Annotated in this window: 19 protein-coding genes and 1 riboswitch; of the genes, 10 read left to right on the forward strand and 9 right to left on the reverse strand. The window is 65.8% G+C overall.

What is annotated here, in order from left to right; translation table 11 throughout:
• The first annotated feature begins 107 nt into the window (after nucleotides 1-107).
• From FHP91_RS03655 to FHP91_RS03685, 7 genes are all read left to right on the forward strand, one after another.
• A complete protein-coding gene (locus tag FHP91_RS03655; protein ID WP_144308292.1) occupies nucleotides 108-398 on the forward strand; it encodes a hypothetical protein in 291 nt (96 codons plus the stop codon).
• A 100-nt stretch (nucleotides 399-498) separates the two neighbouring features.
• A complete protein-coding gene (locus FHP91_RS03660) occupies nucleotides 499-1107 on the forward strand; it encodes an MlaC/ttg2D family ABC transporter substrate-binding protein (RefSeq protein ID WP_144308293.1) in 609 nt (202 codons plus the stop codon).
• A 23-nt stretch (nucleotides 1108-1130) separates the two neighbouring features.
• On the forward strand, nucleotides 1131-1436 hold the full coding sequence (locus FHP91_RS03665) for a BON domain-containing protein (protein ID WP_144308294.1): 306 nt from the start codon (nucleotides 1131-1133) through the stop codon (nucleotides 1434-1436).
• A 23-nt stretch (nucleotides 1437-1459) separates the two neighbouring features.
• A complete protein-coding gene (locus FHP91_RS03670; RefSeq protein WP_144308295.1) occupies nucleotides 1460-1645 on the forward strand; it encodes a hypothetical protein in 186 nt (61 codons plus the stop codon).
• A gap of 140 nt (nucleotides 1646-1785) precedes the next feature.
• Nucleotides 1786-2415 (forward strand): glutaredoxin family protein, encoded by a 630-nt coding sequence (locus FHP91_RS03675; RefSeq protein ID WP_144308296.1) that lies wholly within the window; start codon nucleotides 1786-1788, stop codon nucleotides 2413-2415.
• A gap of 68 nt (nucleotides 2416-2483) precedes the next feature.
• Entirely contained in the window at nucleotides 2484-5291 is a 2808-nt protein-coding gene (locus FHP91_RS03680) for a CHAT domain-containing protein (RefSeq protein ID WP_144308297.1), read from the forward strand.
• An 87-nt stretch (nucleotides 5292-5378) separates the two neighbouring features.
• Entirely contained in the window at nucleotides 5379-6524 is a 1146-nt protein-coding gene (locus FHP91_RS03685; RefSeq protein WP_144308298.1) for a hypothetical protein, read from the forward strand.
• A 98-nt stretch (nucleotides 6525-6622) separates the two neighbouring features.
• On the opposite strand, the gene FHP91_RS03690 is transcribed toward FHP91_RS03685, so the two are convergent.
• The 3 genes from FHP91_RS03690 to FHP91_RS03700 all read right to left on the reverse strand — a co-directional run bounded on the left by FHP91_RS03690 (nucleotide 6623) and on the right by FHP91_RS03700 (nucleotide 11014).
• On the reverse strand, nucleotides 6623-9958 hold the full coding sequence (locus FHP91_RS03690) for a PAS-domain containing protein (RefSeq protein WP_246116226.1): 3336 nt from the start codon (nucleotides 9956-9958) through the stop codon (nucleotides 6623-6625).
• 109 nt (nucleotides 9959-10067) lie between these two features.
• Nucleotides 10068-10457 carry a hypothetical protein gene (locus FHP91_RS03695; RefSeq protein WP_144308300.1) on the reverse strand — a complete coding sequence of 130 codons (390 nt, stop codon included), beginning with the start codon at nucleotides 10455-10457 and terminating at the stop codon, nucleotides 10068-10070.
• A complete protein-coding gene (locus FHP91_RS03700; protein ID WP_144308301.1) occupies nucleotides 10454-11014 on the reverse strand; it encodes a toll/interleukin-1 receptor domain-containing protein in 561 nt (186 codons plus the stop codon). Before FHP91_RS03700 ends, FHP91_RS03695 begins: the two co-directional genes overlap by 4 nt.
• 119 nt (nucleotides 11015-11133) lie before the next feature.
• Between FHP91_RS03700 and FHP91_RS03705 the strand changes: the two genes are divergently transcribed.
• Complete coding sequence (locus tag FHP91_RS03705) at nucleotides 11134-11739, forward strand: YitT family protein (RefSeq protein ID WP_144308302.1); 606 nt, start codon at nucleotides 11134-11136, stop codon at nucleotides 11737-11739.
• A gap of 150 nt (nucleotides 11740-11889) precedes the next feature.
• Complete coding sequence (locus tag FHP91_RS03710; RefSeq protein ID WP_144308303.1) at nucleotides 11890-12339, forward strand: hypothetical protein; 450 nt, start codon at nucleotides 11890-11892, stop codon at nucleotides 12337-12339.
• Between the two features lie 17 nt (nucleotides 12340-12356).
• Here the strand turns inward: FHP91_RS03710 and FHP91_RS03715 are convergent, their stop codons facing one another.
• From FHP91_RS03715 to FHP91_RS03735, 5 genes are all read right to left on the reverse strand, one after another.
• Nucleotides 12357-12788, reverse strand: coding sequence for a ribosomal protein L7/L12 (locus tag FHP91_RS03715; RefSeq protein ID WP_144308304.1), 432 nt, complete (start codon nucleotides 12786-12788; stop codon nucleotides 12357-12359).
• Nucleotides 12785-13759 (reverse strand): PEP-CTERM sorting domain-containing protein, encoded by a 975-nt coding sequence (locus FHP91_RS03720; RefSeq protein WP_144308305.1) that lies wholly within the window; start codon nucleotides 13757-13759, stop codon nucleotides 12785-12787. The genes FHP91_RS03715 and FHP91_RS03720 overlap by 4 nt, the downstream gene beginning before the upstream one ends.
• Before the next feature lie 102 nt (nucleotides 13760-13861).
• Complete coding sequence (locus FHP91_RS03725) at nucleotides 13862-14140, reverse strand: cupin domain-containing protein (protein WP_144308306.1); 279 nt, start codon at nucleotides 14138-14140, stop codon at nucleotides 13862-13864.
• Nucleotides 14141-14154: 14 nt separating this feature from the next.
• The gene (gene metH / locus FHP91_RS03730) at nucleotides 14155-17889 is read right to left on the reverse strand and encodes a methionine synthase (RefSeq protein WP_144308307.1); all 3735 of its coding nucleotides are present in this window, start codon (nucleotides 17887-17889) and stop codon (nucleotides 14155-14157) included.
• A gap of 76 nt (nucleotides 17890-17965) precedes the next feature.
• A riboswitch (S-adenosyl-L-homocysteine riboswitch) is annotated at nucleotides 17966-18040 on the reverse strand.
• Between the two features lie 50 nt (nucleotides 18041-18090).
• On the reverse strand, nucleotides 18091-19311 hold the full coding sequence (locus FHP91_RS03735; RefSeq protein ID WP_144308308.1) for an HD-GYP domain-containing protein: 1221 nt from the start codon (nucleotides 19309-19311) through the stop codon (nucleotides 18091-18093).
• Nucleotides 19312-19451: 140 nt separating this feature from the next.
• Here FHP91_RS03735 and FHP91_RS03740 point away from each other — a divergent pair, with 140 nt between their 5' ends.
• Nucleotides 19452-20855 (forward strand): MBL fold metallo-hydrolase RNA specificity domain-containing protein, encoded by a 1404-nt coding sequence (locus FHP91_RS03740; RefSeq protein WP_144308309.1) that lies wholly within the window; start codon nucleotides 19452-19454, stop codon nucleotides 20853-20855.
• Nucleotides 20856-20873: 18 nt separating this feature from the next.
• On the opposite strand, the gene FHP91_RS03745 is transcribed toward FHP91_RS03740, so the two are convergent.
• Entirely contained in the window at nucleotides 20874-21251 is a 378-nt protein-coding gene (locus FHP91_RS03745) for a hypothetical protein (protein WP_144308310.1), read from the reverse strand.
• Nucleotides 21252-21253: the final 2 nt, after the last annotated feature.

Genomic DNA, 21253 nt, shown 5'->3' on the forward strand with positions numbered 1-21253 from the left:
GCCTACGCTTTCAATCGTTCGCTACACAAGGCGACGGCGCGGGCAGACAGCGCACCGGCATGCCTTGGCAACGAACCTAATCCCTCATTTTCGTCAGGAGATCCGTCATGAATTCCAAACTCAGTCTAGCCGCATTGCTGATCGCCGGTTCGCTGCCGCTCGCGGCGCTGGCCGCCAACCCCACCCCGGCGACCCCGGCCAGCGGCAGCGGCACCGACGCCGTGCCGCCGATGTTCCAGGAGCTCGACCGCGACAAGGACGGTCAGATCAACAAGGAGGAGGCCAAGCGTTCCGCCGACGCCAGCGCGTCCTTCGCCAGCATCGACACCGACAAGAACGGCAAGCTGTCGGTGGCGGAATGGACCGCCCATGAAAAGCAAGGCGGCACCAAACAGTAAGCGCCACAGGCCGGCACAGCCGCCGGCCGTGACGACCCGCACACGGGTCGGCCCGCCCGTCGGGCGGGTGCGCGCCTGAAAGGAGGAACTGCACATGCCCATGCTCCGATCCCTCTTCGCCAGCCTGCTGTTGCTCGTCGCGCTGGCCGCGACGGCACAGACCGATACCCCCGACACCCTGGTCCGCAACGTGACTGACGAGGTGCTGGGCATTCTCTCGGAAGCCCCCGAGTCGCAGGCCGACCGCCGGCAGACGGCGATGCGCCTGATCGAAAACAAGATCGCGCCGCACTTCGACTTCACGCGTATGACCGCCTTGGCGGTCGGCCAAGGCTGGCGCCAGGCCGACGAGGGCCAGCGCGACGCGCTGACCGAAGAGTTCCGTACCTTGCTGGTCCGCACCTATGCCAATGCCCTGGGCGGTTATTCCGGCCAGAAGGTCCACTTCAAGCCTTCGCGCGCCGCCGGTGCTCAGGACGAAGCCACGGTGCGCAGCGAGATCCGGCAGGCCGGCGCGCCGCCGATCACGATGGACTACCAGCTGGCCCGGACCGACGGCGACTGGAAAGTCTTCGACGTGGTGGTCAACAACGTCAGCCTGGTCACCAACTACCGCAGCAGTTTCGCCACCGAACTGGCGCAAGGCGGCGCCGACGGCCTGATCCGTGCCCTGCGCGACAAGAACCGGCAAGCCGCCGACAGCGGCTGAGCCTCAACCACCAGGAGAACATCATGCGTACCCTTCCACGACTCACTCTCGTCTTCGCGCTCGTCACGGCACTGGCCGCCTGTGCCGGTTCGCCGACACGCGAGAGCACCGGCCAATACATCGACGACAGCGCCATCACCACCAAGGTCAAGAGCGCCTTCGTCAAGGACAAGACCGTCAGTGCCTTGAACATCGGCGTCGACACCTTCAAAGGTGAGGTGCAGCTGTCGGGTTTCGCCGATACGCGCCAGGAGATCCAGCGGGCCGGCGAGCTGGCCCGCGACGTGCCCGGCGTGCGTAGCGTCAAGAACGACATTCGTCTCAAATAGCCATCAACCCAGGAGAGCCAACCATGAAACGCACATCTATCGCCCTACTCGCCATGCTGGCCCTGCCCTTGCTGCAGGCTTGCGAACCGCAATCTTCCGAGCCGCCGGCCAACACCCCGCGCCCGGCCGACAGCGCACCGCCGCCGGACATGTCGGCGCCCCCGCCCACCTCGGGCACGCCTCAGGAAGGCAGCAAACCGGCGTACTGAGGGCCTCAAGCACCCCAACCACCCCGGCCGGATCGCCTCGTGCAGGCGCGCCGGCCGGGGGCGTTTCGGGCCACGATGTAAGCCTTGCCGGGTGCCGGCGGTCTGTTCTTTCGAGACAACGAATCCACCGGGGGCAGCGCATGGCGACGACGACCGACAACGACGCGGTAGCGGTGGTGGTCTACCGCTGGGCCGGCGCCTGGGGGCCCTTCGCGGTCAAGATTCCCTGCGGCGAATGCGCGCTCACGCGCGACGTGATCGCCGACACCCTGGCGCATGAACTCGACGGCGTGGCCGTCACGCTGGACGTGCGCGACTGGCTGTCCGAATGGTGGCGGCCGCTCGCCCGCGGCGGCTGGCATGCGCCGATCGTGATGGTCGCGGGCCGCGTGGTGAGCCAGGGCCAGGCGCTCAACCGCGGCGTGCTGACCCAGGCGGTGATCGACGCCGCCGCCGCACGCACCGCGGTAACCGGCAACCACATCTTCGGCAAGGCCAGCTGCCCGCATTGCCAGCGCGCCAAGCAGTATCTCGACCACGCCGACATGCCCTACACCTATCACGACGTGGTGCGAGACCCACGCGCGCTGTACGAAATGCTGGCTCGGGTGAAGCCCATCATCGGGCCGAAAACGCCGGTCACGGTGCCGCAGATCTGGCTGGACGGCAGCTACATCGGCGGCGCCGATCAGCTCTCGGAGCGGCTACATTGCGTCGTCGAACCCAACCCCGAGCGCGGCCGCAATTCCCTGTCGCCCGCCACCTCCTGACCCGTCGCGCCGCAGCGCATTGTCATCGACTGACTATACTCAAGTGAGCCCGGCCACCTGAGCGTCCATTGAACATCTTCCTGTCCTACGCCTCGGACTACCGCGAGATTGCCGACGACATGTGTTGCCGGCTGCAGGCGGCCGGACACGAGGTGTTCTTCGACCGCGAAGACCTGCCCGCTGGTGCGAGCTTTGATGACCGCATCCGTGAGGCCATCGACGACTGCGAACTGTTCATCTTTCTGGTCTCGCCCGCCGCCGTCGCGGACGGCCACTACACCCGCACCGAGCTGAAGATCGTCAGCCGCAAATGGCCGACGCCGGGCTGGCATGTGTTGCCCGTGGTGGTCGCACCCACGCCGCTGGACACCATCCCCGCTTACCTGCGCGCGCTCACGCTGATGCAGGCGGAGGGCAATCTCACCGCCGAAGTGGTGCTCGAAGTGCAGGAGCGGGTACGCCGCCACACCGCGCCCGACGGCACCCCGACCGCCCCGCCCAAGGCCGACCCCGGCGGCGTGCGCTACCAGTCGGTGCAACTGCGCTTCAGCCTTGATGGCGCGGGCAGCTACACCCTGGCCGTGCCGGCGTCCCCCGCCGGCGAGCAACCCGCCACCCGCCTGCCGCTCGACACCGCCGCGCTGGAACACGGCCTGTGGCACGCCGCCCAGCCCATCGACGGGTCGACCCGCCGCGCGGTCAACGACGCCGCGGTCGATGCCTTGCTGCCGGCCGGCGCCAACGCCCGGCAGATCGGCCAGCAGCTCTACGCCGCGCTGTTCGACTCACCGCTGCGCACCTGCCTAGAAGACAACCTGCGCAGCATCGATCCGCAACGCGGCAGCGGCCTGCGCTTTGTCATCAACACCACCGACGCGCCCGAGCTCGCCCGCCTGCCGTGGGAGTTTCTGTACAGCCCGGCCAAGGACGATTTTCTGTTCTCCGACCGCATGCTGCCGGTGGTGCGCTGGCTCGATGTGGACGCCGCCACACCGACGCTCACCGTCGAACCGCCGCTGCGCCTGCTGATCGCCATCGCCGCGCCAAGCGACCGCCCCGGCCTGGAGGTCGGCGAGGAGATCGCCCATCTCGACACCGCGCTGGCCGAGCTCACCGAACGCGGCGTGATGCAAACCGTGCGGCTCGACCACGCCACGCTTGAGCGCCTCGACAACGCCTTGCTCGAACACCGCCCGCATGTGCTGCACTTCATCGGCCACGGCGATTTTGTGGATGATGAAGGCGTGCTGGTGCTCGAATCGGACACCACGCCCGGCACTGCCGACACCATCGCCGGGCGCCAACTCGCGGTGCTGCTGCGCAACCACCTCACCTCGCTGCGGCTGGTCTTCCTCAACAGCTGCATGGGCGCCACCGCCTCGGCCCGCGACCCCTTCGGCGGCATGGCGCAGAGCCTGATCCGGCGCGGTATTCCGGCCGTCATCGCCATGCAGTTTCCGGTGCCCGACGGCGCCGCCGTGGCGATGGCACGCCACTTCTACCGCTACCTCGCCGCCGGCCAACCGGTCGACGCCGCGCTCACCTCCACTCGTGCCTTTCTGTATGCGCGCGGCTACGCGGTCGAATGGGGCGCGCCGGCACTGCATATGCGCACGCCCGACGGCCGCCTGTTTGACCTCGCTCCGGCGCCGGCCGGACGCGCCGCCGACCCCATGGTTGCCCGCCAGACACCGCCGGCGACCACGCCGCCGCCGGTCCCGCCCACCGCCGCCGCACCGGCGGCATCGGGCAGCAGCGGTGCCCGCATCGGCATGGTGATCGGTGTCGTGCTGCTGCTCGGTGGCGGCGCGTGGCTGGCGCTGCAATCCGGCGAGGACAGCGCGCTGGCGCCGGTCAACACGGCCCCTGCACCCACGCCCACCGACCCGATTGTCGTCCGCCCGCCGGCGCCAGCGCCGCAACCCGAACCAATACCTGAACCGGCACCGGCGGTGATTGCGCCGACACCGCCCACTCCCCCTGCGACCGTCGATCCCGGCGTCATCCCCCCGCCGCCGCCTGCGCCCGTCGACCCCACGGCCCACCCCTCGCCCGCCCCGACCGACACCGCCGCCCTCGCGCTCAGCCATTTGCGCGCAGGCGATGCCATCGGTGGCACGGCCTTGCTCTCGCAGGCGCTCGACCAGGATCCTGCAGCGCTGTCGCTCGACCGTCTTGGCCCGCAAACGCATGCCGAGCTGGCCGACACCCTGGCACGCACCGCCGAGCAGCGTTTTGCGACGGGTGATGTCGATGGCGCGCAAAAGGCCTTGTCGGCGCTCGACGCCATGGCGCCCTTCGACCCGGCCCTTGAAGCTGCGTTGATGCAACGGCTGGCACCCTGGCTGGCCATGGCGGCACCCGCCGCCGGCATCGAACCGGCCGCCGGCCCCTCGGACGAGGGCGGCCCCATGCGCTATACCGTACGCCGTGGCGACACGCTGTGGCGCATCGCCCGCCGCCTCACTGGCGACGGCCGCAACTGGCGCGAGATGGTCGCCTACAACAATCGACTGGCCGAGCTCGGAATGGGCGGCCAGGTGATTGCCGATCCGCATCGCATCGTGCCCGGACAAGTGATCTCGGTGCCCGACATTCTCGAACTGCGCGCCGGCGGAACCGCCTACCGCATCACCGGTGACAATCCGCTCCAGCAGCTGCCGCCACATCTGAACAACCTCGCCGTCGGCCGGGGGCGCGCCATGGAGTACCACGTGTCGCCGGGCGAATCACTCTCGCGCATCGCCGCCCGCATCTATGGCGATCCGGCCCTGTGGCGCGACATCCAGCGCGACAACGCCACGCTGATCCAAGATCCCGATCGCATCTATCCAGGGCAGATCCTTGTGCTTCCACCGCGGCCTGCGGCACGATAAGCCCGAGGCTCACCACACGCTCAAGTCGGCCGAATTTTGGCCGTTGCCATGACATTGCACTTTTTTGCTCACCCTGGACCGCGCCCCATGGAAGCCACTGACGACACGCCGCCCGACGCCGGCCCGATGCTCGATCCGGTCAAGATCGCCGCCCCGTGGATGGACGAGCGCTCCCACGCCATGCTGCGCGAGTTCTTCCGGGTCGGCGTCAAGTCGCGCTGCGTGCTGGTCGAACCGGAACGCGCGCAAGCCATCCTGATCGACCTCGATCGCGGCGACGCCACGCGCCGGCTGCAAGAGGCGCATCAGCGCTGGCCGAATGTGCCGATCATCGAACTGAGTGTGAATCACACCAACGAGGCGCTGTTCGTGCGCAAACCGATCCGCGCCAAGGGCATGGCCCGTGCGCTGCTCAGCGTGCGGCGACGCCTGCGCCTGAGCGACGACCCGGTGGCCGAGTCGGTCTCCGCGCCCGCCGCAGGCGCCCTCGGCACGACCGACACCGCTACCGGCATCGAAGACGACAGCGCCAGTTTGCTGATGGGCACCGCCCTCGATGTCGACGCCACCGACCCCGACACCTGGACACGTGCCTGGTACGCCCCGGAAGACTTCCTGCAAGGCCATCTGCAATCGGCCGCCGCGCAGGCTGACGCGACTGGCCACGCGGTGTCGCTAAGCGGCGTGTGGGGCAAGTGGATCATTCCGCCCGGCAACGGGGCGGTGCACGTCAACATGGCCGACCGCCCACTGCGCTCGCTGTGCGTGGTCAGCATGGCGGCCAAAGAAGTGCGCCTCGCGCCGGTCGCGGCCGACATTGACATCACCTGCGCGCCGGATTTCATCTGTCGCGACGCCTTGCTATGGAAAGTGGCGCTGTGGACCGCCCGCGGCCGCGTGCCGCGCGGCACGCCGCTCGACCAGCCTGTGTATCTCAAGCATTGGCCCGATCTCAACGCGCTCACCCCGCTGCCGCAGGCGCTGCGCATGGCCGCGTTGTGGCTCAACCACCCGCTGCCGCTGCTGGACCTGGCCGGGCGGCTGGCGCTGCCACAGCGCAACGTCTTCAGTTTTTACTCGGCCTGCGCGGCGCTTGGCCTCGCCGGCCCGGCTCGCCGTGCCGCCGACACGCTTGTCGACGCACCCGAACTCACCTCGTCCGCCATGCACGGCCTCGTCGCCCGGCTGACCGGGCGACGAGGCCTTGGGCCGGTGGCGGAGTCCGCCACCTAAACGCTCGGCACGCTCGATGCGTCGTGTCGCGCCCATCGCCGGATCGGCAGGGCGGCAATGGGAGGGCGTGCAAACAGCGCTCGGTGCGACGCTGCCCGTCAGATCGCGGGCTCGCCGCCGCGCACGCCATGAATGATGAAGGCCCGCGCGGCATCTTCGGGCAGCGGGCGGCTGAAGTAGTAGCCCTGCATCACATCGCAGTCGAGGCCATCCAGATAGCGCGCCTGCTCGACGGTTTCGACCCCCTCCGCGACCACGCTCAGGCCCAGCGTATGCGCCAGACGAATGGTGGCCGCGCAGATGGCCGCGTCGTTCGGGTCGGTTTCGATATCGATCACAAAGGTGCGGTCGAGCTTGAGGCAGTCGATGGGCAGCAGTTTGAGGTAGGCGAGCGAGGAGTAGCCGGTACCGAAATCGTCGATCGACAGGCTGATGCCGATCGCCTTCAGCTCGCGCAGGATCTCCACCGTGCGCGCCGGATCTTCCATCGCCACGCTCTCGGTGATCTCCATCTCCAGCCGCTCGGGGGGGATACCGCTGCGGGCCAGCGCGCCTTGCACCTGCGCCGGCAAGGCCGGGTTGCGCAACTGCCGGGCCGACAGGTTGACCGACATGCTCAGATTACACAGCCCCTCGCCGCGCCAGCGCTGCAGCGTCTGGCAGGCGGTGTTCAGCGCCCATTCGCCGATCGCACCGATCAGCCCGGTTTCTTCGGCCAGCGGAATGAAGCGCGCCGGAGCCACCAATGAACCATCGCGCTGCTGCCAGCGGATCAGGGCTTCAAAACCGAGCAAGCGACGGCTGGCCGCTCCGATCTTGGGTTGGTAGTGGAGCACGAACTCGCCGTTCGTGAGCGCGCGGCGCAGGTCGGCCTCCAAGCGCAGGCGTTCATCGGCCGCCACGGTCATGGCGGCATCGAAAAACCGGTAGCCATTGCGGCCCGCGCTTTTGGCGGAGTACATGGCGACGTCGGCGTGCTTCATGAGGGTGGTGCGGTCTTCACCATCGTCCGGAAAGACGGCAATGCCGACCGAAGCGGACGGGATGATCTGCTGCGCGCCGAGCGTCACCGGCTCAGCCAGCGACTCGAACAGGTCGGTGACCACACGCACTGCCGCCGACACCGCCTGAATATTGGTGATCGCCAGCACGAACTCGTCGCCGCCGGGCCGCGCCACGATGTCGCTCTCACGTGCGTTCTCGCGCAGCCGACGAGCGACGGCGATCAGGAACTCATCCCCGACCGCATGCCCGAGCGAATCGTTGATGGCCTTGAAGTTGTCCATGTCGATGAACAGCAGCGCCAACTTCTTGCCGTTGCGCCGCGCATCGGCAACCGACTGATCGAGACGCGATTCGAGCGTGTAGCGGTTGTCCAGGCCGGTGAGCGCGTCCTGATGGGCGAGCCGTGCCACCGCCTCCATGGCCCGCTTGTGCTCGGTCACGTCGGTGTAGATGGTGACAAAGCCCTCGCCCGGCAACGGCAGGCCGCGAATCTCGAGCACCGTGCCATTGGGTCGGGTCCGCTCGAACAGATGCGGTTCGCGCCACGCCGCGCGCTCCATCAAGGCCTGGACCTTTTCTTCGACATCGCAGGGGCCGTACTCGCCACGCCGGGCGTTGAAGCGGAAGAGGGATTCGAGCGTCACCGGCGTCTGCGTGAACAGCTCGTCGGGAAAGTCGAGCAGCTGTTTGAATTTCTCGTTGGCCGCGAGCAGCTTGAACTCTCCGTCGAACAACGACACGCCGCCGGGAATATTGTCGATCAGGGTGCGGAAAATCTCGTTGCGGGTGCGCAACTCCCGCTCGACCTGCATGTGATCGGTGATGTCGGTGTAGGTGGTGATGAAACCGACCACCGCACCGTCGATGGTCATGGGCTGACCTTCAACCAGATGTGTCCGCCCGTTGGGCCGGCTGCGGGTAAAACGATGGTGCTCGAAGCGCAGGGCCTGCTCACGGCGCTGGCGCACATAGTGTTCCGGATCGTCCGGGCCGTATTCGCCGCGTTCGGCCGGCACCCGGATCAGATCGTCGAACGGCACCTCGGGATAGACCGCCGCCGGCGGCAGCTCCAGCACCTCGATCAGCTTGTGATTCCAGTGCTTGAGGCGCAACTGTTCGTCAAAGACCGAGATCCCCTGCGGCAGCTGATCGAGAATCGCCTGCAGGTAGGCACTGCGCCGTTGAAGGGCGCTTTCCATGCGGCGGCGCTCGGTCACATCCGAATAGACGCTGACAAAGCCCCCGCCCGGCAGCGGCGCACCCCGCACCAGCAAGACCTGTCCGTTGGCCCGGGTGCGCTCCATGACGTGACGCGTCGGGTGGCGCGCCAGGGCCACCATCTCGGCCACCTTGGCCTCGACGTCCACCTCGCCATATTCACCGTGCGCGGCGTTGTAGCGGATCACCTCGGAGAAATGCGGCTGCGTCTCGGCCAGCGCCTTGGGAAAGTCGACCAGCTTCAGCACTTCGTCGTTGTGCAGCACCATGTTCAGATTGGCATCGAAAACCGTGACCCCGCTGGGGATGTTGTCGAGCAGCGTCTGCAACACGTCATGCTTGGCCTGCAGCACCTCTTCGGCGCGCTTGCGATCCGACATGTCGGTGTAGCTGGCCACAAAGCCCGAGACCTTGCCCTCGCGCACCATGGGCGTGCCTTCGACCAGATGGGTGCGCCCATTGGGGCGGGTCCGCTCGAAGCGGTGGGGCTGAAACTGGAGCGCCAGCGCTTTGCGCGCCTTGACCAGTTCCACCGGGTCGCCGGGTCCGTATTCGCCCCTCAGCGCCGGGAACATGATCAGCTCTTCAAACGGCACGCCTTCGTAAACCGCCGACTCGGGCAGTTCGAGCACCTCCAGCAAGATGCGGTTCCAGCGACGCAGCCGGAGTTGGTCATCAAACACCGAAATGCCTTGCGGCAGGTGCTCGAGAATGGTCTGCAAGTCAAAGCTCTCACGCGCCAGCGCGGCCTCGGCCTTGTGGCGCTCGGTGACGTCGGTACAGATGGTAACGAAGCCGCCATCGGGCAAGGGCGCGCCATGCACGGCCAGCACGCTGCCATTGGGCCGTGTTCGCTCGTAGCGATAGGGCTCGGGCTGACGCACCCGGGCCATGACGTCGCCAACCACGTCGTCCAGCGGCCCTTCGCCGTATTCGCCGCGCTGAGCGTTGTAGCGCACCAAGGTTTCAAGCGATGTCGTGCCATGCGCAAACAGGTCGGCCGGCAGATCCATCACCTCGAGCAAGGCGGCGTTATGCACGGTGACGTTGAGCGAGGCATCCACCAGGGTGATCCCGGCAGGCAGGTGATTGAGCACGGCCTCGTACTGGGTGCACGTCGCCCGCAGCGCGTTCAGTTCATGGCGCCGGCAGGCCGCCAGGACCAACGCCGCCACGCCCAGCGCGAAAAACAGAAAAGCAAGTACCAACACCGTCAAACCCATCTCCTCAATCCCCCCGCTGCCGCGCCGTCAGACCCCAGGCGCGGCCTCGCGACCCTATTGCTAACGGCGTGGATTGAGGAATCTTTTGGCCCGGGCCTCAACGCATTCGCACGAGCACCGAGCGCTCCCGCGCACCGCTTCGCGGGTCGACCACGGTCGCGTCGATCCGGTTGCCGTCGCTGGAGATCGCGAAGCTGGCGCGCAGTTCGACACCGTTGAGCCAATACACGGTCTGGCCACGCAGCCCGTTGACCGTCCCGTGGCCCTCAACGACGCCATCAGCGCTCATGCCGCGCACCTGAAACGCGCCGCCGTGCTGCACCACCTGCAACTCACCGCCGTCTTCATCGCGCCAGAAACCGGTCAGATCGACCGGCACCATGCGGTCTGCGACCTCGGCGGCGGGGCGTATCGCCAGGTCCGTCGACTGGCCGGGTCCCGACCGGATCACATAGTCGCCCGGCGCTTCGGCCAGCCAGCCGATCACGCCCAGCCCCAGCACCCCGATGACCGTCCATTTGACCCCCCCCCCCTGGCCGCCACTACCGGCGCGGGAGGCGGTTCCGGCTCGGGCGCCGCGAGATCCAGCACCTTGCGCAGGGTATCGACCAGCTGCGACACATCGTAGTCCCAGCGGCGATCTGTCAGCTCCATCGCGTTGCGCCGCGCCAGCGACGCCAGATCGTCAGGCAGCGCATCCGAGCCAGGCATCTGCGCGCCCTCGACCAGCACCGGGATGACACGCACTCCGTCGCGCTTCAGGGCAGTGGCAATCTCGATGCGGGTGTAATCGTCGGGGTCGTCCAGGCGGCGCTGACCATTGTCATTGCTGACCGTCAACCAGCGCGGCCCGATCACCGCGACCAGCACGCCGCAACTGGCCAGCGCCCGCTCGATGGCTTCGACGAAATCGACGCCCGGCTCAATGGTTTCGACATCCCGGAAGATCGGTACGCCCGACAAGTGATCGCGCAAATGATCACTCAGACGGCCGGCGGCACTCTGGCTGTCCTGGCGTCGGTAGCTGACGAAAATCCCTTTCATGCACGGCCCCAATGCATTCACGATGTTCCGATTCTGGTTTCACCATAGCCGGATTTGCCCTGACAGGCGAGAGCGACCGGAGCCGGTATCATGTCGCTCTTTCCCGCCACGCCGCACTCATGACCCAGCCCAGCCCGCCCCACCATCTCTACGAAGACGTGCTCGCCATCCTCATCGGCAGCATCCATGTCGCCGTCGGCGTGTTGCTGTTTCGCAGCGCCGACATCCCCATGGGCGGCACGGTCGGCGTGGCCTATCTGGCGCACTACGCCTCGGGGCTCAACTTTGGCACCCTGTTCTTCGTCATCAACCTGCCCTTCTATGTGCTCGCCTGGCGCGGCATGGGGCGGGCGTTCACGATCAAGACCTTTGCCGCGGTCGCTTCACTGTCGGTTTTGAGCGAGTGGTTGCCGACACTGATCCATCTCGACCATATCAACCCGGTGTTCGCCGCCATCGTGGGCGGTCTGCTGGTCGGCAACGGACTGCTGGTGCTGATCCGCCATCGCGCCAGTCTGGGTGGGCTCGGGGTACTGGCCGTGTATTTGCAGGAAACGCGCGGCTGGCGCGCCGGCACCATTCAAATGCTGATGGACCTGGTCATTCTGGGCGCCGCGGCCTGGATCATCGGTCTGCACGCGGCCGCCTTGTCGGTGCTGGCCTCGGCCGCGCTGAACATGGTGATCGGGGTCAATCACCGCCGAGGGCGGTATCTGGGCTGTTGAGTCGGCGCAGCTGACGTGCTACGCTGCGCGCCGGGTTGCGCTGGCGGAGCGCCCCGTCTCGCGAAAGCTCACGCATCCGCTGGCATCACCACCTGTTCTTACCGACCCTCCGCGCCAGCCTTGCGAGAAGCCGCGCTCATGGAGACCGGTATGCCCACATCGCCCAACCACCACCTTCACTTTGCCCACATCGCCCGCCGCGAGGCGCGACGCCTGTGCAAGGCCGCCCGCTCGGACGCCCTGACAGATGCCTTGCCCGCCCTTCGGCGCCTGCTCGCGGCAAAGCTGTTCGACAAACACAGCCTGAACACGCTCTATCGACAACGGGCATCGGTGCAGCTCAAGCATTGCCTGAGCGCAGTCGCCCGCGAAAGCGGCTTCGACGACTGGCCGTCCGTCCTTACCCATTGCGGCACGATGCCACCCGAGGCGACCTTGCGCTGGCGTCTGCGCGCGGCCGATCTGCCGTACCCGAACCACTGGTTTTCAGACCACGCCGCCGCCCGCGCCTGGCAGGCGGAACACGGCGGGCAACTGATCCCTTACGGTGAGCAGGCGGTCGTCCTGGATGACTCGCCGGAATCACACAGTGTGGCTTGACGTCTGGCCAACTGGCATCAAGCGCCGAAGACGACCCATGCCCCGCCGGCGACGAGCACCACAATCAGCACCACCCACGCGAGTATGCCGGGCAGCTTGCCCGGCGCCGCATGGCCAAACGGCGTGTCGCTTTGCGCGATATGCCGATCCACCAGCGCCTTGGCTTCTTTCAGGCCCAGCCCGCGCTCGGCGCGTACGATCTTGATCGCGTCGATCATGCGCCCGCCCGCCAGCGCCGCCTCGGCGGCCGATGGCAGATCGTGGTCGCCGTCATGATCGGCGGCCGGCGCTGGCGCACCGGGCGCATCACGCTCACGCTCGACCCAGTCCTTGGCCTCGGCCAGATCCAGACCATGCGTCTGCCGCACGATCTTGATCGCTTCGATCAACTGCCCGGCCTCGAGTGCCGCGCGCGCATCGGCCGGAAAATCGCGCCCCGCGCCGCTCACCCGCGCACCCTCCGGCGGCGTGCGATACCCGCGACCAGCACCAGCCCGGCCAGCAGCATGCCGGCGGCCTGCGGTTCGGGCACGGCGGTGACGACAATCTGGTGGATCAGCGGGTCGCCCACCACGGTCACGCCCTGTGGCACATACAAGGCGAGCTGCGCGGTATGCGAGAAGTCGAGCACGCCAGCGGAGGACAACAGATCGCCATGGGTGGCGGTCTGGTTGCTGCCCGGCTCGGCGGTGACGAGGCCATTGACGAAGCTGCTGATGTTGTAGGCCTGGCCGGGCATCACATCGAAGCTGAGGCGCACGATGGCGTCGAGCGAAGTGGCCGATGCATCCACCGCCACTTGCGTCGCCCCGGCATAGAACGGGGTATCGGTGGTGACCCCGCCCGCAGTCTGGCTTTCATGGCCCAGCGTGAGCACCTGTGGCACGTAAGTCGGCGTCACGGCGCTCATCAGGAACGTCAATTGCGATTGATAAAGCGACTGGGTAAAGGGGATCGCGGTGAAACTGGTCGCGGTGATATTGCCGGTCAGGCTGAACGTGGGCAACCCGCGCAGCGCGTCGAAGCTGCCATCGAAGCGCAGTTCGGCTGTGACGGTCTGCGGGCCGGTCCCGCCGAAAAAGGTCAATGGCGAACTCAGCGACCCCTGCACCGCCGAGCCCACCGTCGCGCTCAGCGGCAGGGTCGAATCGGTCGGCAGGTCGAACTCGGCATAGCCCTTGATAATGCCGTTGTCGGTATCGACGCTGATGCTGGTGACCGAATCGTAGCCATGCACCGTGCTGACCGCGCTGCGCGCGGGGTTCAGATCGATGAAGCCTGAATACTGGGTCACCACCTCGGACGCATCGGCCGCCGCGGTGGACGGCCCGCGCACGGCGGTGCCGGCTGCGTGAGCGACAGAGGTCAGGCACAGCGCAATCAGCGCCAGGGGCAAGGTGGCGCGGCGAGCAAAAAACATGAGAACGGCCTCGATAAATGACGGAAATGCCGACGCCATACGCGAGCGTCCTGCGGCTTTCAGTATGGCCACCTGATCGTCGAGGTCAAGGCCGGATTGGTGTCAGCCGGCCTCGCGCAGCCAGAACACCACCGCCGAGGTGGGCTCGGCGTAGCGCTCGGTGTGTTCGGTGCCGGCCGGCACGCAGCACCATTCACCTGGGCGGACGGGGCGTTCGGCGCCGTCCATGCTCAGCCACAGGCAGCCTTCGGTGACCAGCACATGCAAGGTCTCCGTGTGGGTGTGCACCGGCGCCGCCCCGGGTTCGCGCGTGACGACGGTCACGTCGCAGCGCGCGGTATCGAGGCGGCCGAGGGCGATCAGCGCGTCCGGGGCGTGCATGACGGATCTCCGGCTTACAGCAAGGGGGCCAGCCAGCGGCGGGCGGCATCCACGCTCAGGCCAGTGCGTCGCGCCCAGTCGGTCAGCTGGTCTTCGCCAATCTTGCTGACGGCAAAATAGTGGCTCTCGGGGTGCGAGAAGTAGAAACCACTGACCGAGGCGGCCGGCGTCATGGCCATGGATTCGGTGATGCCCATGCCGGCGTTGACCGGCGCATCGAGCAGCTCGAACAGCGCGGCCTTGACGGTGTGATCCGGGCAGGCCGGATAGCCCGGCGCCGGGCGAATGCCGCGGTATTGCTCCTTGATCAGTGCTTCATTGCCCAACGTCTCGTCGGCGGCGTAGCCCCAGAATTCCTTGCGCACCCGCGCATGCAGCCACTCGGCGGTGGCCTCGGCGAGACGGTCGGCCAGCGACTTGAGCATGATCGCGCGGTAGTCGTCATGGTTGGCCTCGAACTCAGCCAGCTTTAGCTCGATGCCGAGGCCGGCGGTGACCGCAAAGGCGCCGCACCAGTCCTTGACGCCCGAGTCTTTCGGCGCGATGAAGTCGGCCAGACACCAGTGCGGCTTGCCGCTGGGGCGCTCGTGCTGCTGACGCAGACCGTACCAGCTCATCATCGGCGTGGTGCGTGCTTCGTCGGTGTAGAACTCGATGTCGTCGCCAACCCGGTTGGCCGGGAATAGGCCGAACACCGCCTTGGCCTGCACCCATTCCTGGGCGATGATCATCTCGAGCATTTCCTTGGCGTCGGCAAACACGTTGCGCGCCGTCTCGCCGACCACTTTGTCGTCGAGAATCTGCGGAAACTTGCCGGCCAGATCCCAGGTCTGGAAGAACGGGCCCCAGTCGATGTACTCGCGCAGGTCGTCGAGATCCACGTCGATGGCCATCACGCCGGTGGTGTTGGGCTCGGGCGGGGTGTAGGGCTGGTAGCCGGCCTGGTGCGAATTGCTGCAAGCAGCCACCGGCTCGGACGCCCAGTCGGTGCGGAAGGCATTGGCCCGCGCCGCCTCCAGGCTGACCAGCGTGACGCCTTTCTTGTTGGCGTGCTGGGTGCGGATCTTGTCGTAGTCGGCGGCCAGCTGGGTCTTGAAGTCTTCGGCGCCGCCTTCGGACAGCAGCGCGGTCACCACGCCGACCGCGCGCGAGGCGTCGGGCACATACACCACCGGTTGCTTGTAGTGCGGCGCGATCTTGATCGCCGTGTGAGCGCGACTGGTGGTGGCGCCGCCGATGAGCAGCGGCACGTCAAAGCCCTGGCGCTGCATCTCGCCGGCGACATGGCTCATCTCCTCCAGCGATGGGGTGATCAGCCCGGACAGACCGATGGCTTGGGCGCCATGCTCCTTGGCGGCATGCAGAATCTTTTCGGTCGACACCATCACGCCGAGGTCGACCACCTCGTAGCCATTACAGCCGAGCACCACGCCCACGATATTCTTGCCGATGTCGTGCACATCGCCTTTGACTGTGGCCATGATGATCTTGCCCTTGCTGGCCGAGCCGGTACGCAGCTTTTCGGCCTCGATGAAGGGCAGCAGATGGGCCACCGCCTGCTTCATCACCCGCGCCGACTTGACCACCTGCGGCAGGAACATCTTGCCGGCGCCAAACAGATCGCCGACCACATCCATGCCGGCCATCAGTGGCCCCTCGATCACCGCCAGCGGCGGCTTGCCGGCGGCAGCCAGGGTGGCGCGCACCTCTTCGGTATCGGCCACCACGAAGTCGGTGATGCCCTTGACCAGCGCATGCTTGAGCCGCTCTTCGACCGTCGCTTCACGCCAACTCAGATCCGGCCCGGTGTTCTTGGCCTTGCCTTCTTTCACCGTCACCGCAAAGTCGACCAGCGCCTCGCCTGCGCCGGGGTGGCGATTGAGCACCACATCCTCGGCCTTCTCGCGCAGCACCGGATCGAGATCATCGTACACACCGAGCATGCCGGCATTGACGATGCCCATGCTCATGCCGGCCTTGATGGCGTGGTAGAGGAACACGGTGTGAATCGCCTCGCGCACCGCGTCATTGCCGCGGAAGCTGAAACTCACGTTCGACACGCCGCCGGAGGTTTTTGCGTGCGGCAGATTGGCATGGATCCAGTGCACCGCCTCGATGAAGTCGACCGCGTAGTTATCGTGCTCGGCGATGCCAGTGGCAATGGCGAAGATGTTGGGGTCGAAGATGATGTCTTCGGGCGGAAAGCCGATACCCAGCAGCAAGTCATAAGCGCGCTTGCAGATCTGCGTCTTGCGCGCGTAGGTGTCGGCCTGACCGGTTTCATCGAAGGCCATGACGATCACCGCCGCGCCGTACTGCCGGCACAGGCGCGCCTGACGCAAAAACTCTTCCTCGCCTTCCTTCATCGAGATCGAGTTCACCACGCCCTTGCCCTGGATGCACTTCAGGCCGGCCTCGATCACGCTCCACTTGGACGAGTCGAGCATGATCGGCACTTTTGAGATGTCCGGCTCGGAGGCGATCAGCTTGAGGAATTTTTCCATGGCCGCGAGCGAATCGAGCATCGCCTCGTCCATGTTGATGTCGATCACCTGGGCGCCGTTTTCCACCTGCTGACGGGCCACCGCCAGCGCATCGTCAAAACGGCCTTCGAGAATCATGCGCGCGAAGGCTTTCGAGCCGGTCACGTTGGTGCGCTCGCCGACGTTCACAAACAGCGCGTCGGCACCGACGTTGAACGGCTCCAGGCCCGACAGGCGCAACTTCTTCTCCAGTGTCGGCAGGGCGCGCGGCGCGGTGGCTTCAACGGCCTGGGCAATCGCCGCAATATGCGCCGGCGTGGTGCCACAGCAGCCGCCGATGATATTCACCAGGCCCGACTGCGCCCATTCGGCGACCGCGCCGGCCAGCGCCTCGGGGGTTTCATCGTAACCGGTGGGCGAGAGCGGATTGGGCAGGCCGGCGTTGGGGTGGGCCGACACGAAGCAGTCGCAGACGGTGGACAGCTCGTCCACATACTGGCGCAGCTCGGCCGCACCCAGCGCGCAGTTGAGGCCGAAACTGAGCGGCTTGGCGTGCGACAGCGAATTCCAGAAGGCCTCGGCGGTCTGGCCCGACAGGGTGCGACCCGAAGCGTCGGTGATGGTGCCGGAGATCATGATCGGCAGCCGCTGGCCGAGCTCGGCAAACACCTGCTCGACGGCGAACACCGCGGCCTTGGCATTGAGCGTGTCGAAGATGGTCTCGATCAGCAGCAGATCGGCGCCGCCTTCGATCAGGCCGCGCGCCGCCTTGCTGTAATCGGCCACCAACGCGTCGAAGCTGATGTTGCGAAAGCCCGGATCGTTCACGTCCGGCGAGATCGACAAGGTGCGCGAGGTCGGTCCGAGCACGCCGGCACAATAACGCGGCTTGGCGGGATTTTTGGCGGTGTATTCATCGCACAGCTCGCGCACCAGCCGCGCGCCGGCCACGTTGATCTCGTAGGCCAGCTCGGCCAGCCCGTATTCGGCCTGCGACACCTCGTTGGCGTTGAAGGTGCTGGTCTCGATGATGTCGGCACCCGCGTCGAGGTACGCACGATGGATGGCGGTGATCACATCCGGCCGGGTCAGCACCAGCAGGTCGTTGTTGCCTTTGAGGTCACGCGGGTGCTCGGCGAAGCGCTCGCCCCGATAGTCGGCCTCGCCCAGCTTGTATTGCTGAACCATGGTCCCCATGGCGCCATCCAGAATCAGGATGCGCTGGGCCAGCAGGGTCTGGAGTTCGGTCGTGCGATCGGCTTGCATGGGTCGGTCCTCGGGCGTGCTGTTTCAATCATAGCCGGGACCACCCAAAGAAAAACGGCGCGGCAAACCGGCTAAAGGTTTGCGAGCGCCGTTATTCGTTGCTGAGCCTGGCCCCGGAAACACCCCACGGGTCGCAGCGCTCCTCAGCAAGACGCGGATTTTACGGGCTTTGACGACCGGTGTCGACCACGCACGACAGCATCAAACCATCCAGAAGCGCTCGAGATTCTCAAACCCCCACTGACTCGCATTTTCGATCCCCGCAATCTTTTCACGACATCCCGGCGCGGCGAGATCGACGATCTGCGGGGCAATCGGCGCGTTGGACCGCACCGAGAAGAAGACCCTGATCGTCGGCTTCAGCATGGAAGACTCTCCCTGCTCTAGCACCACCGCCAGCTTGTCGGTGTGCGTGCGCACCAGTGCGCCGACCGGGTAAATGCCGACACTGCGCACAAAGGCCTTGAAGACCTCCTCATCAAAATGCCCACGCCAGCTTGCCATGCGCTGAATCGATTCGGCAGGACACCAACCGGATTTGTATGGCCGGTTGGACGTTATGGCGTCGTATACATCACAAACCGCGCCAATACGCGCCATCAGACTGATCTGCTCGCCCTGGAGCTGATGCGGATAACCGCTGCCATCGAACTTTTCATGGTGATGCAAAACGACATCCAGCACTGCCGCATCCTTCTCACCGGCCTCGACAAGCGCCTTCCACCCCGCCTCGGGGTGAGACTTCATGATCATGAATTCGGCGTCGGTCAGCTTGCCCGGCTTGTTGAGCACCTCCAGCGGCATCATCGCCTTGCCCAGGTCGTGCATCAGACCAGCTGCACCTGCCTGCCTTACCTGCTGCTCGTCCAACCCCATCCGTCGCGCGGTCGCCACCATCAGCGCACACACCGCCACCGAATGCAGGTAGGTGTATTCATCATGTGTCTTGATGCGCGCGACGCTGATCAGCGCACCCGGATTCCGCAACACCGAGGCGGAAATTTCTTCGATCAGTGGCAGAGCCTCCGCCGTGCTGACAACCTTTCCCAAGCGAACGTCGCTGAACATCGAAGCCACCTGCGCCTTGCCGGCCTCGCACAACTTTTTTGCCTGCGCCAGTTCGACACGCATCGACGTACGCGCAGCACCTCGCGCGGCGGGCCGTGCCGCGGGCGGTGATTCGGTCTCCGAAACTGTCTGCTCGGGCACTGGCGGCGGGGTCTCGGGACGCGACCCCACATCCACGCCCTTGTCAGTGTCGATCCACACCTCCTGAATCCCGGCCGCCATGATGACAGCGATGTCCTTGGGGTCATCAATCAGAAAACGGCTGGTCAGAAATGGGTGTTTCAGCCATGACACACCAAGCTTGTGCACGTACATCCCGGCACTCAGTTGCTGCGCTTCGATTTTCCTTATCATGGCTGGATACACGCTGAGGTTAATGAAAGGGCACGGCGTACCGCGATGGCACCTTGACGGTAAATTGCTATACGACACTTTCTCATGACGCTGAAGATCGCTTGCACGTTGCTGACGCTGAAAAACCCACGGAGACACACATGGCCACAATTACTTTCCATGGCGCCGCTCAGGAAGTCACCGGTTCATGCCACTTGCTTGAATCACCAGCGCTCGGTCGAGTGCTGCTCGACTGCGGCCTGCACCAAGGGGGCGATGCCGTGGAGCGTCTGCATGAAGAAACGCTCCCCTTTGATCCGCACGCGATCGACGCGGTGGTGCTGTCCCACGCCCACCTCGACCACTCGGGCCGCCTGCCGCTGCTGGTCAATCGCGGTTTTGACGGCCCCATCCACTGCACCGAGGCCACGGTCGATCTGCTCGAGTTGATGCTCGAAGACGCCGCCGGCCTGTATCTGCGCGATCTGGAGCGCAGCAACCTGCGCAACCGCCGGCGCGGCAAGCCGCTGCGCAAGGCCGACTACAGCCGCACCGATGTGCACAAGGCACTCAAGCTGTGCCAGCCACATGCCTACGGCGACACCTGGTCGCTCGGGCCGGAGGCCACGGTGTGCTTCCATGACGCCGGCCATATTCTGGGCTCGGCCATCGTCGAGATCACACTGACGGAAAAGACCCAGCGCAAAACGCTGGTGTTTTCGGGCGACCTGGGCAAGAGCGACGCGGTGCTGATGAACGATCCGACGCCGCTCACCCACGCCGACCTGGTGATGATGGAAGGCACCTATGGCGACCGCAATCACCGCTCAATGGACAACACGCTGGCGCAACTGGGCGAGATTCTCACCGACACCTGGGCACGAGGTGGCAATGTGATGATTCCGTCGTTTGCAGTCGGCCGTACGCAGGAGATCCTGTTTCATCTCGGGCGCCTGCATCAGCAAGGCGCACTCGACAACTGGCAGATCTTTCTCGACAGCCCGATGGCGATCAAGGCGACGCGGCTGTACGACCGCTGGTTCAAGCTGCTCGACCACAACGACGTCAAACACATCCGGCGTAGCCATCACAATGCGTTGGTGGATTTCCTGCCCAATCTTAACTGCGCCGTCTCCACCGACGAGTCAATGGCCATCAACCGCGTCAAGGCCGGCGCCATCATCATTGCCGGCAGCGGCATGTGCACCGGCGGGCGGATTCGCCACCACTTCAAGCAACGCATCTGGAACGCCCGCAACACCTTGCTGTTCATCGGTTTTCAGGCGCGCAACACGCTGGGCCGGCAACTGGTCGATGGCGCCAGACACATCAAGTTGTTTCAAGAAGACTATGTGGTCAAGGCGCGCATCGAGACGCTGGGCGGATTCTCGGCCCATGCCGATCAATCGGAACTGATGCGCTGGATCGGGCATTTCGAGGGGAGCCCCCGTGTCGTTCTGGTACACGGCGAACCCAAAGCACTGGACACCCTGTCGCACAAGTTGTGGACAGAAAATCAGAGGAAATGCGAGATCCCGGCAGAGGGGCAGAGCCTCGTTTTCTAGGGCTTCGCGATCATGGCTTCAGGCGACAGGGGCGTCGCCCTCGGCGGCATCGGCTGGCACCTTGCTGACGATCAACAGCCGATCAATCGCATCCTGAATGCGGCCATTGGGCTGACGCTGCATCCAATCATTGGCAAACACCACCAGGGGTTCGATGACGGCGCCATCGAGCGGCTCCTTGCCGAGCAGATCCAGCAACTCAAGCGCGACCGTGTTCACCTCCGAACCCGCCTCGCTCGCCACCTGGCAGACCATCGACAAAGCCATCAGATCGGTCAGATGCGCCTCGCAAAACCACGGCTGACCGATCGCCTCAAGCGCAATCAGCGCCGGCAGTTCGGTGGTGGTCCGCTTCTTGATCCCGAGCGGCAGGAGCTTGCGTCGCTTTTTCTTCATGG

Source organism: Denitromonas halophila, assembly GCF_007625155.1.
Lineage (GTDB): Bacteria > Pseudomonadota > Gammaproteobacteria > Burkholderiales > Rhodocyclaceae > Nitrogeniibacter > Nitrogeniibacter halophilus.

What these genes read in the sequence shown, in the direction of transcription:
- FHP91_RS03725 (WP_144308306.1), bottom strand. Translation starts at nt 14,140, where the DNA reads ATGCACGCCCCGGACGCGCTGATCGCCCTCGGCCGCCTCGATACCGCG.
- FHP91_RS03735 (WP_144308308.1), bottom strand. Translation starts at nt 19,311, where the DNA reads ATGATAAGGAAAATCGAAGCGCAGCAACTGAGTGCCGGGATGTACGTG.
- FHP91_RS03660 (WP_144308293.1), top strand. Translation starts at nt 499, where the DNA reads ATGCTCCGATCCCTCTTCGCCAGCCTGCTGTTGCTCGTCGCGCTGGCC.
- FHP91_RS03675 (WP_144308296.1), top strand. Translation starts at nt 1,786, where the DNA reads ATGGCGACGACGACCGACAACGACGCGGTAGCGGTGGTGGTCTACCGC.
- FHP91_RS03700 (WP_144308301.1), bottom strand. Translation starts at nt 11,014, where the DNA reads ATGAAAGGGATTTTCGTCAGCTACCGACGCCAGGACAGCCAGAGTGCC.
- FHP91_RS03670 (WP_144308295.1), top strand. Translation starts at nt 1,460, where the DNA reads ATGAAACGCACATCTATCGCCCTACTCGCCATGCTGGCCCTGCCCTTG.
- FHP91_RS03685 (WP_144308298.1), top strand. Translation starts at nt 5,379, where the DNA reads ATGGAAGCCACTGACGACACGCCGCCCGACGCCGGCCCGATGCTCGAT.
- FHP91_RS03720 (WP_144308305.1), bottom strand. Translation starts at nt 13,759, where the DNA reads ATGTTTTTTGCTCGCCGCGCCACCTTGCCCCTGGCGCTGATTGCGCTG.
- FHP91_RS03665 (WP_144308294.1), top strand. Translation starts at nt 1,131, where the DNA reads ATGCGTACCCTTCCACGACTCACTCTCGTCTTCGCGCTCGTCACGGCA.
- FHP91_RS03710 (WP_144308303.1), top strand. Translation starts at nt 11,890, where the DNA reads ATGCCCACATCGCCCAACCACCACCTTCACTTTGCCCACATCGCCCGC.
- FHP91_RS03745 (WP_144308310.1), bottom strand. Translation starts at nt 21,251, where the DNA reads ATGAAGAAAAAGCGACGCAAGCTCCTGCCGCTCGGGATCAAGAAGCGG.
- FHP91_RS03740 (WP_144308309.1), top strand. Translation starts at nt 19,452, where the DNA reads ATGGCCACAATTACTTTCCATGGCGCCGCTCAGGAAGTCACCGGTTCA.
- FHP91_RS03705 (WP_144308302.1), top strand. Translation starts at nt 11,134, where the DNA reads ATGACCCAGCCCAGCCCGCCCCACCATCTCTACGAAGACGTGCTCGCC.
- metH (WP_144308307.1), bottom strand. Translation starts at nt 17,889, where the DNA reads ATGCAAGCCGATCGCACGACCGAACTCCAGACCCTGCTGGCCCAGCGC.
- FHP91_RS03655 (WP_144308292.1), top strand. Translation starts at nt 108, where the DNA reads ATGAATTCCAAACTCAGTCTAGCCGCATTGCTGATCGCCGGTTCGCTG.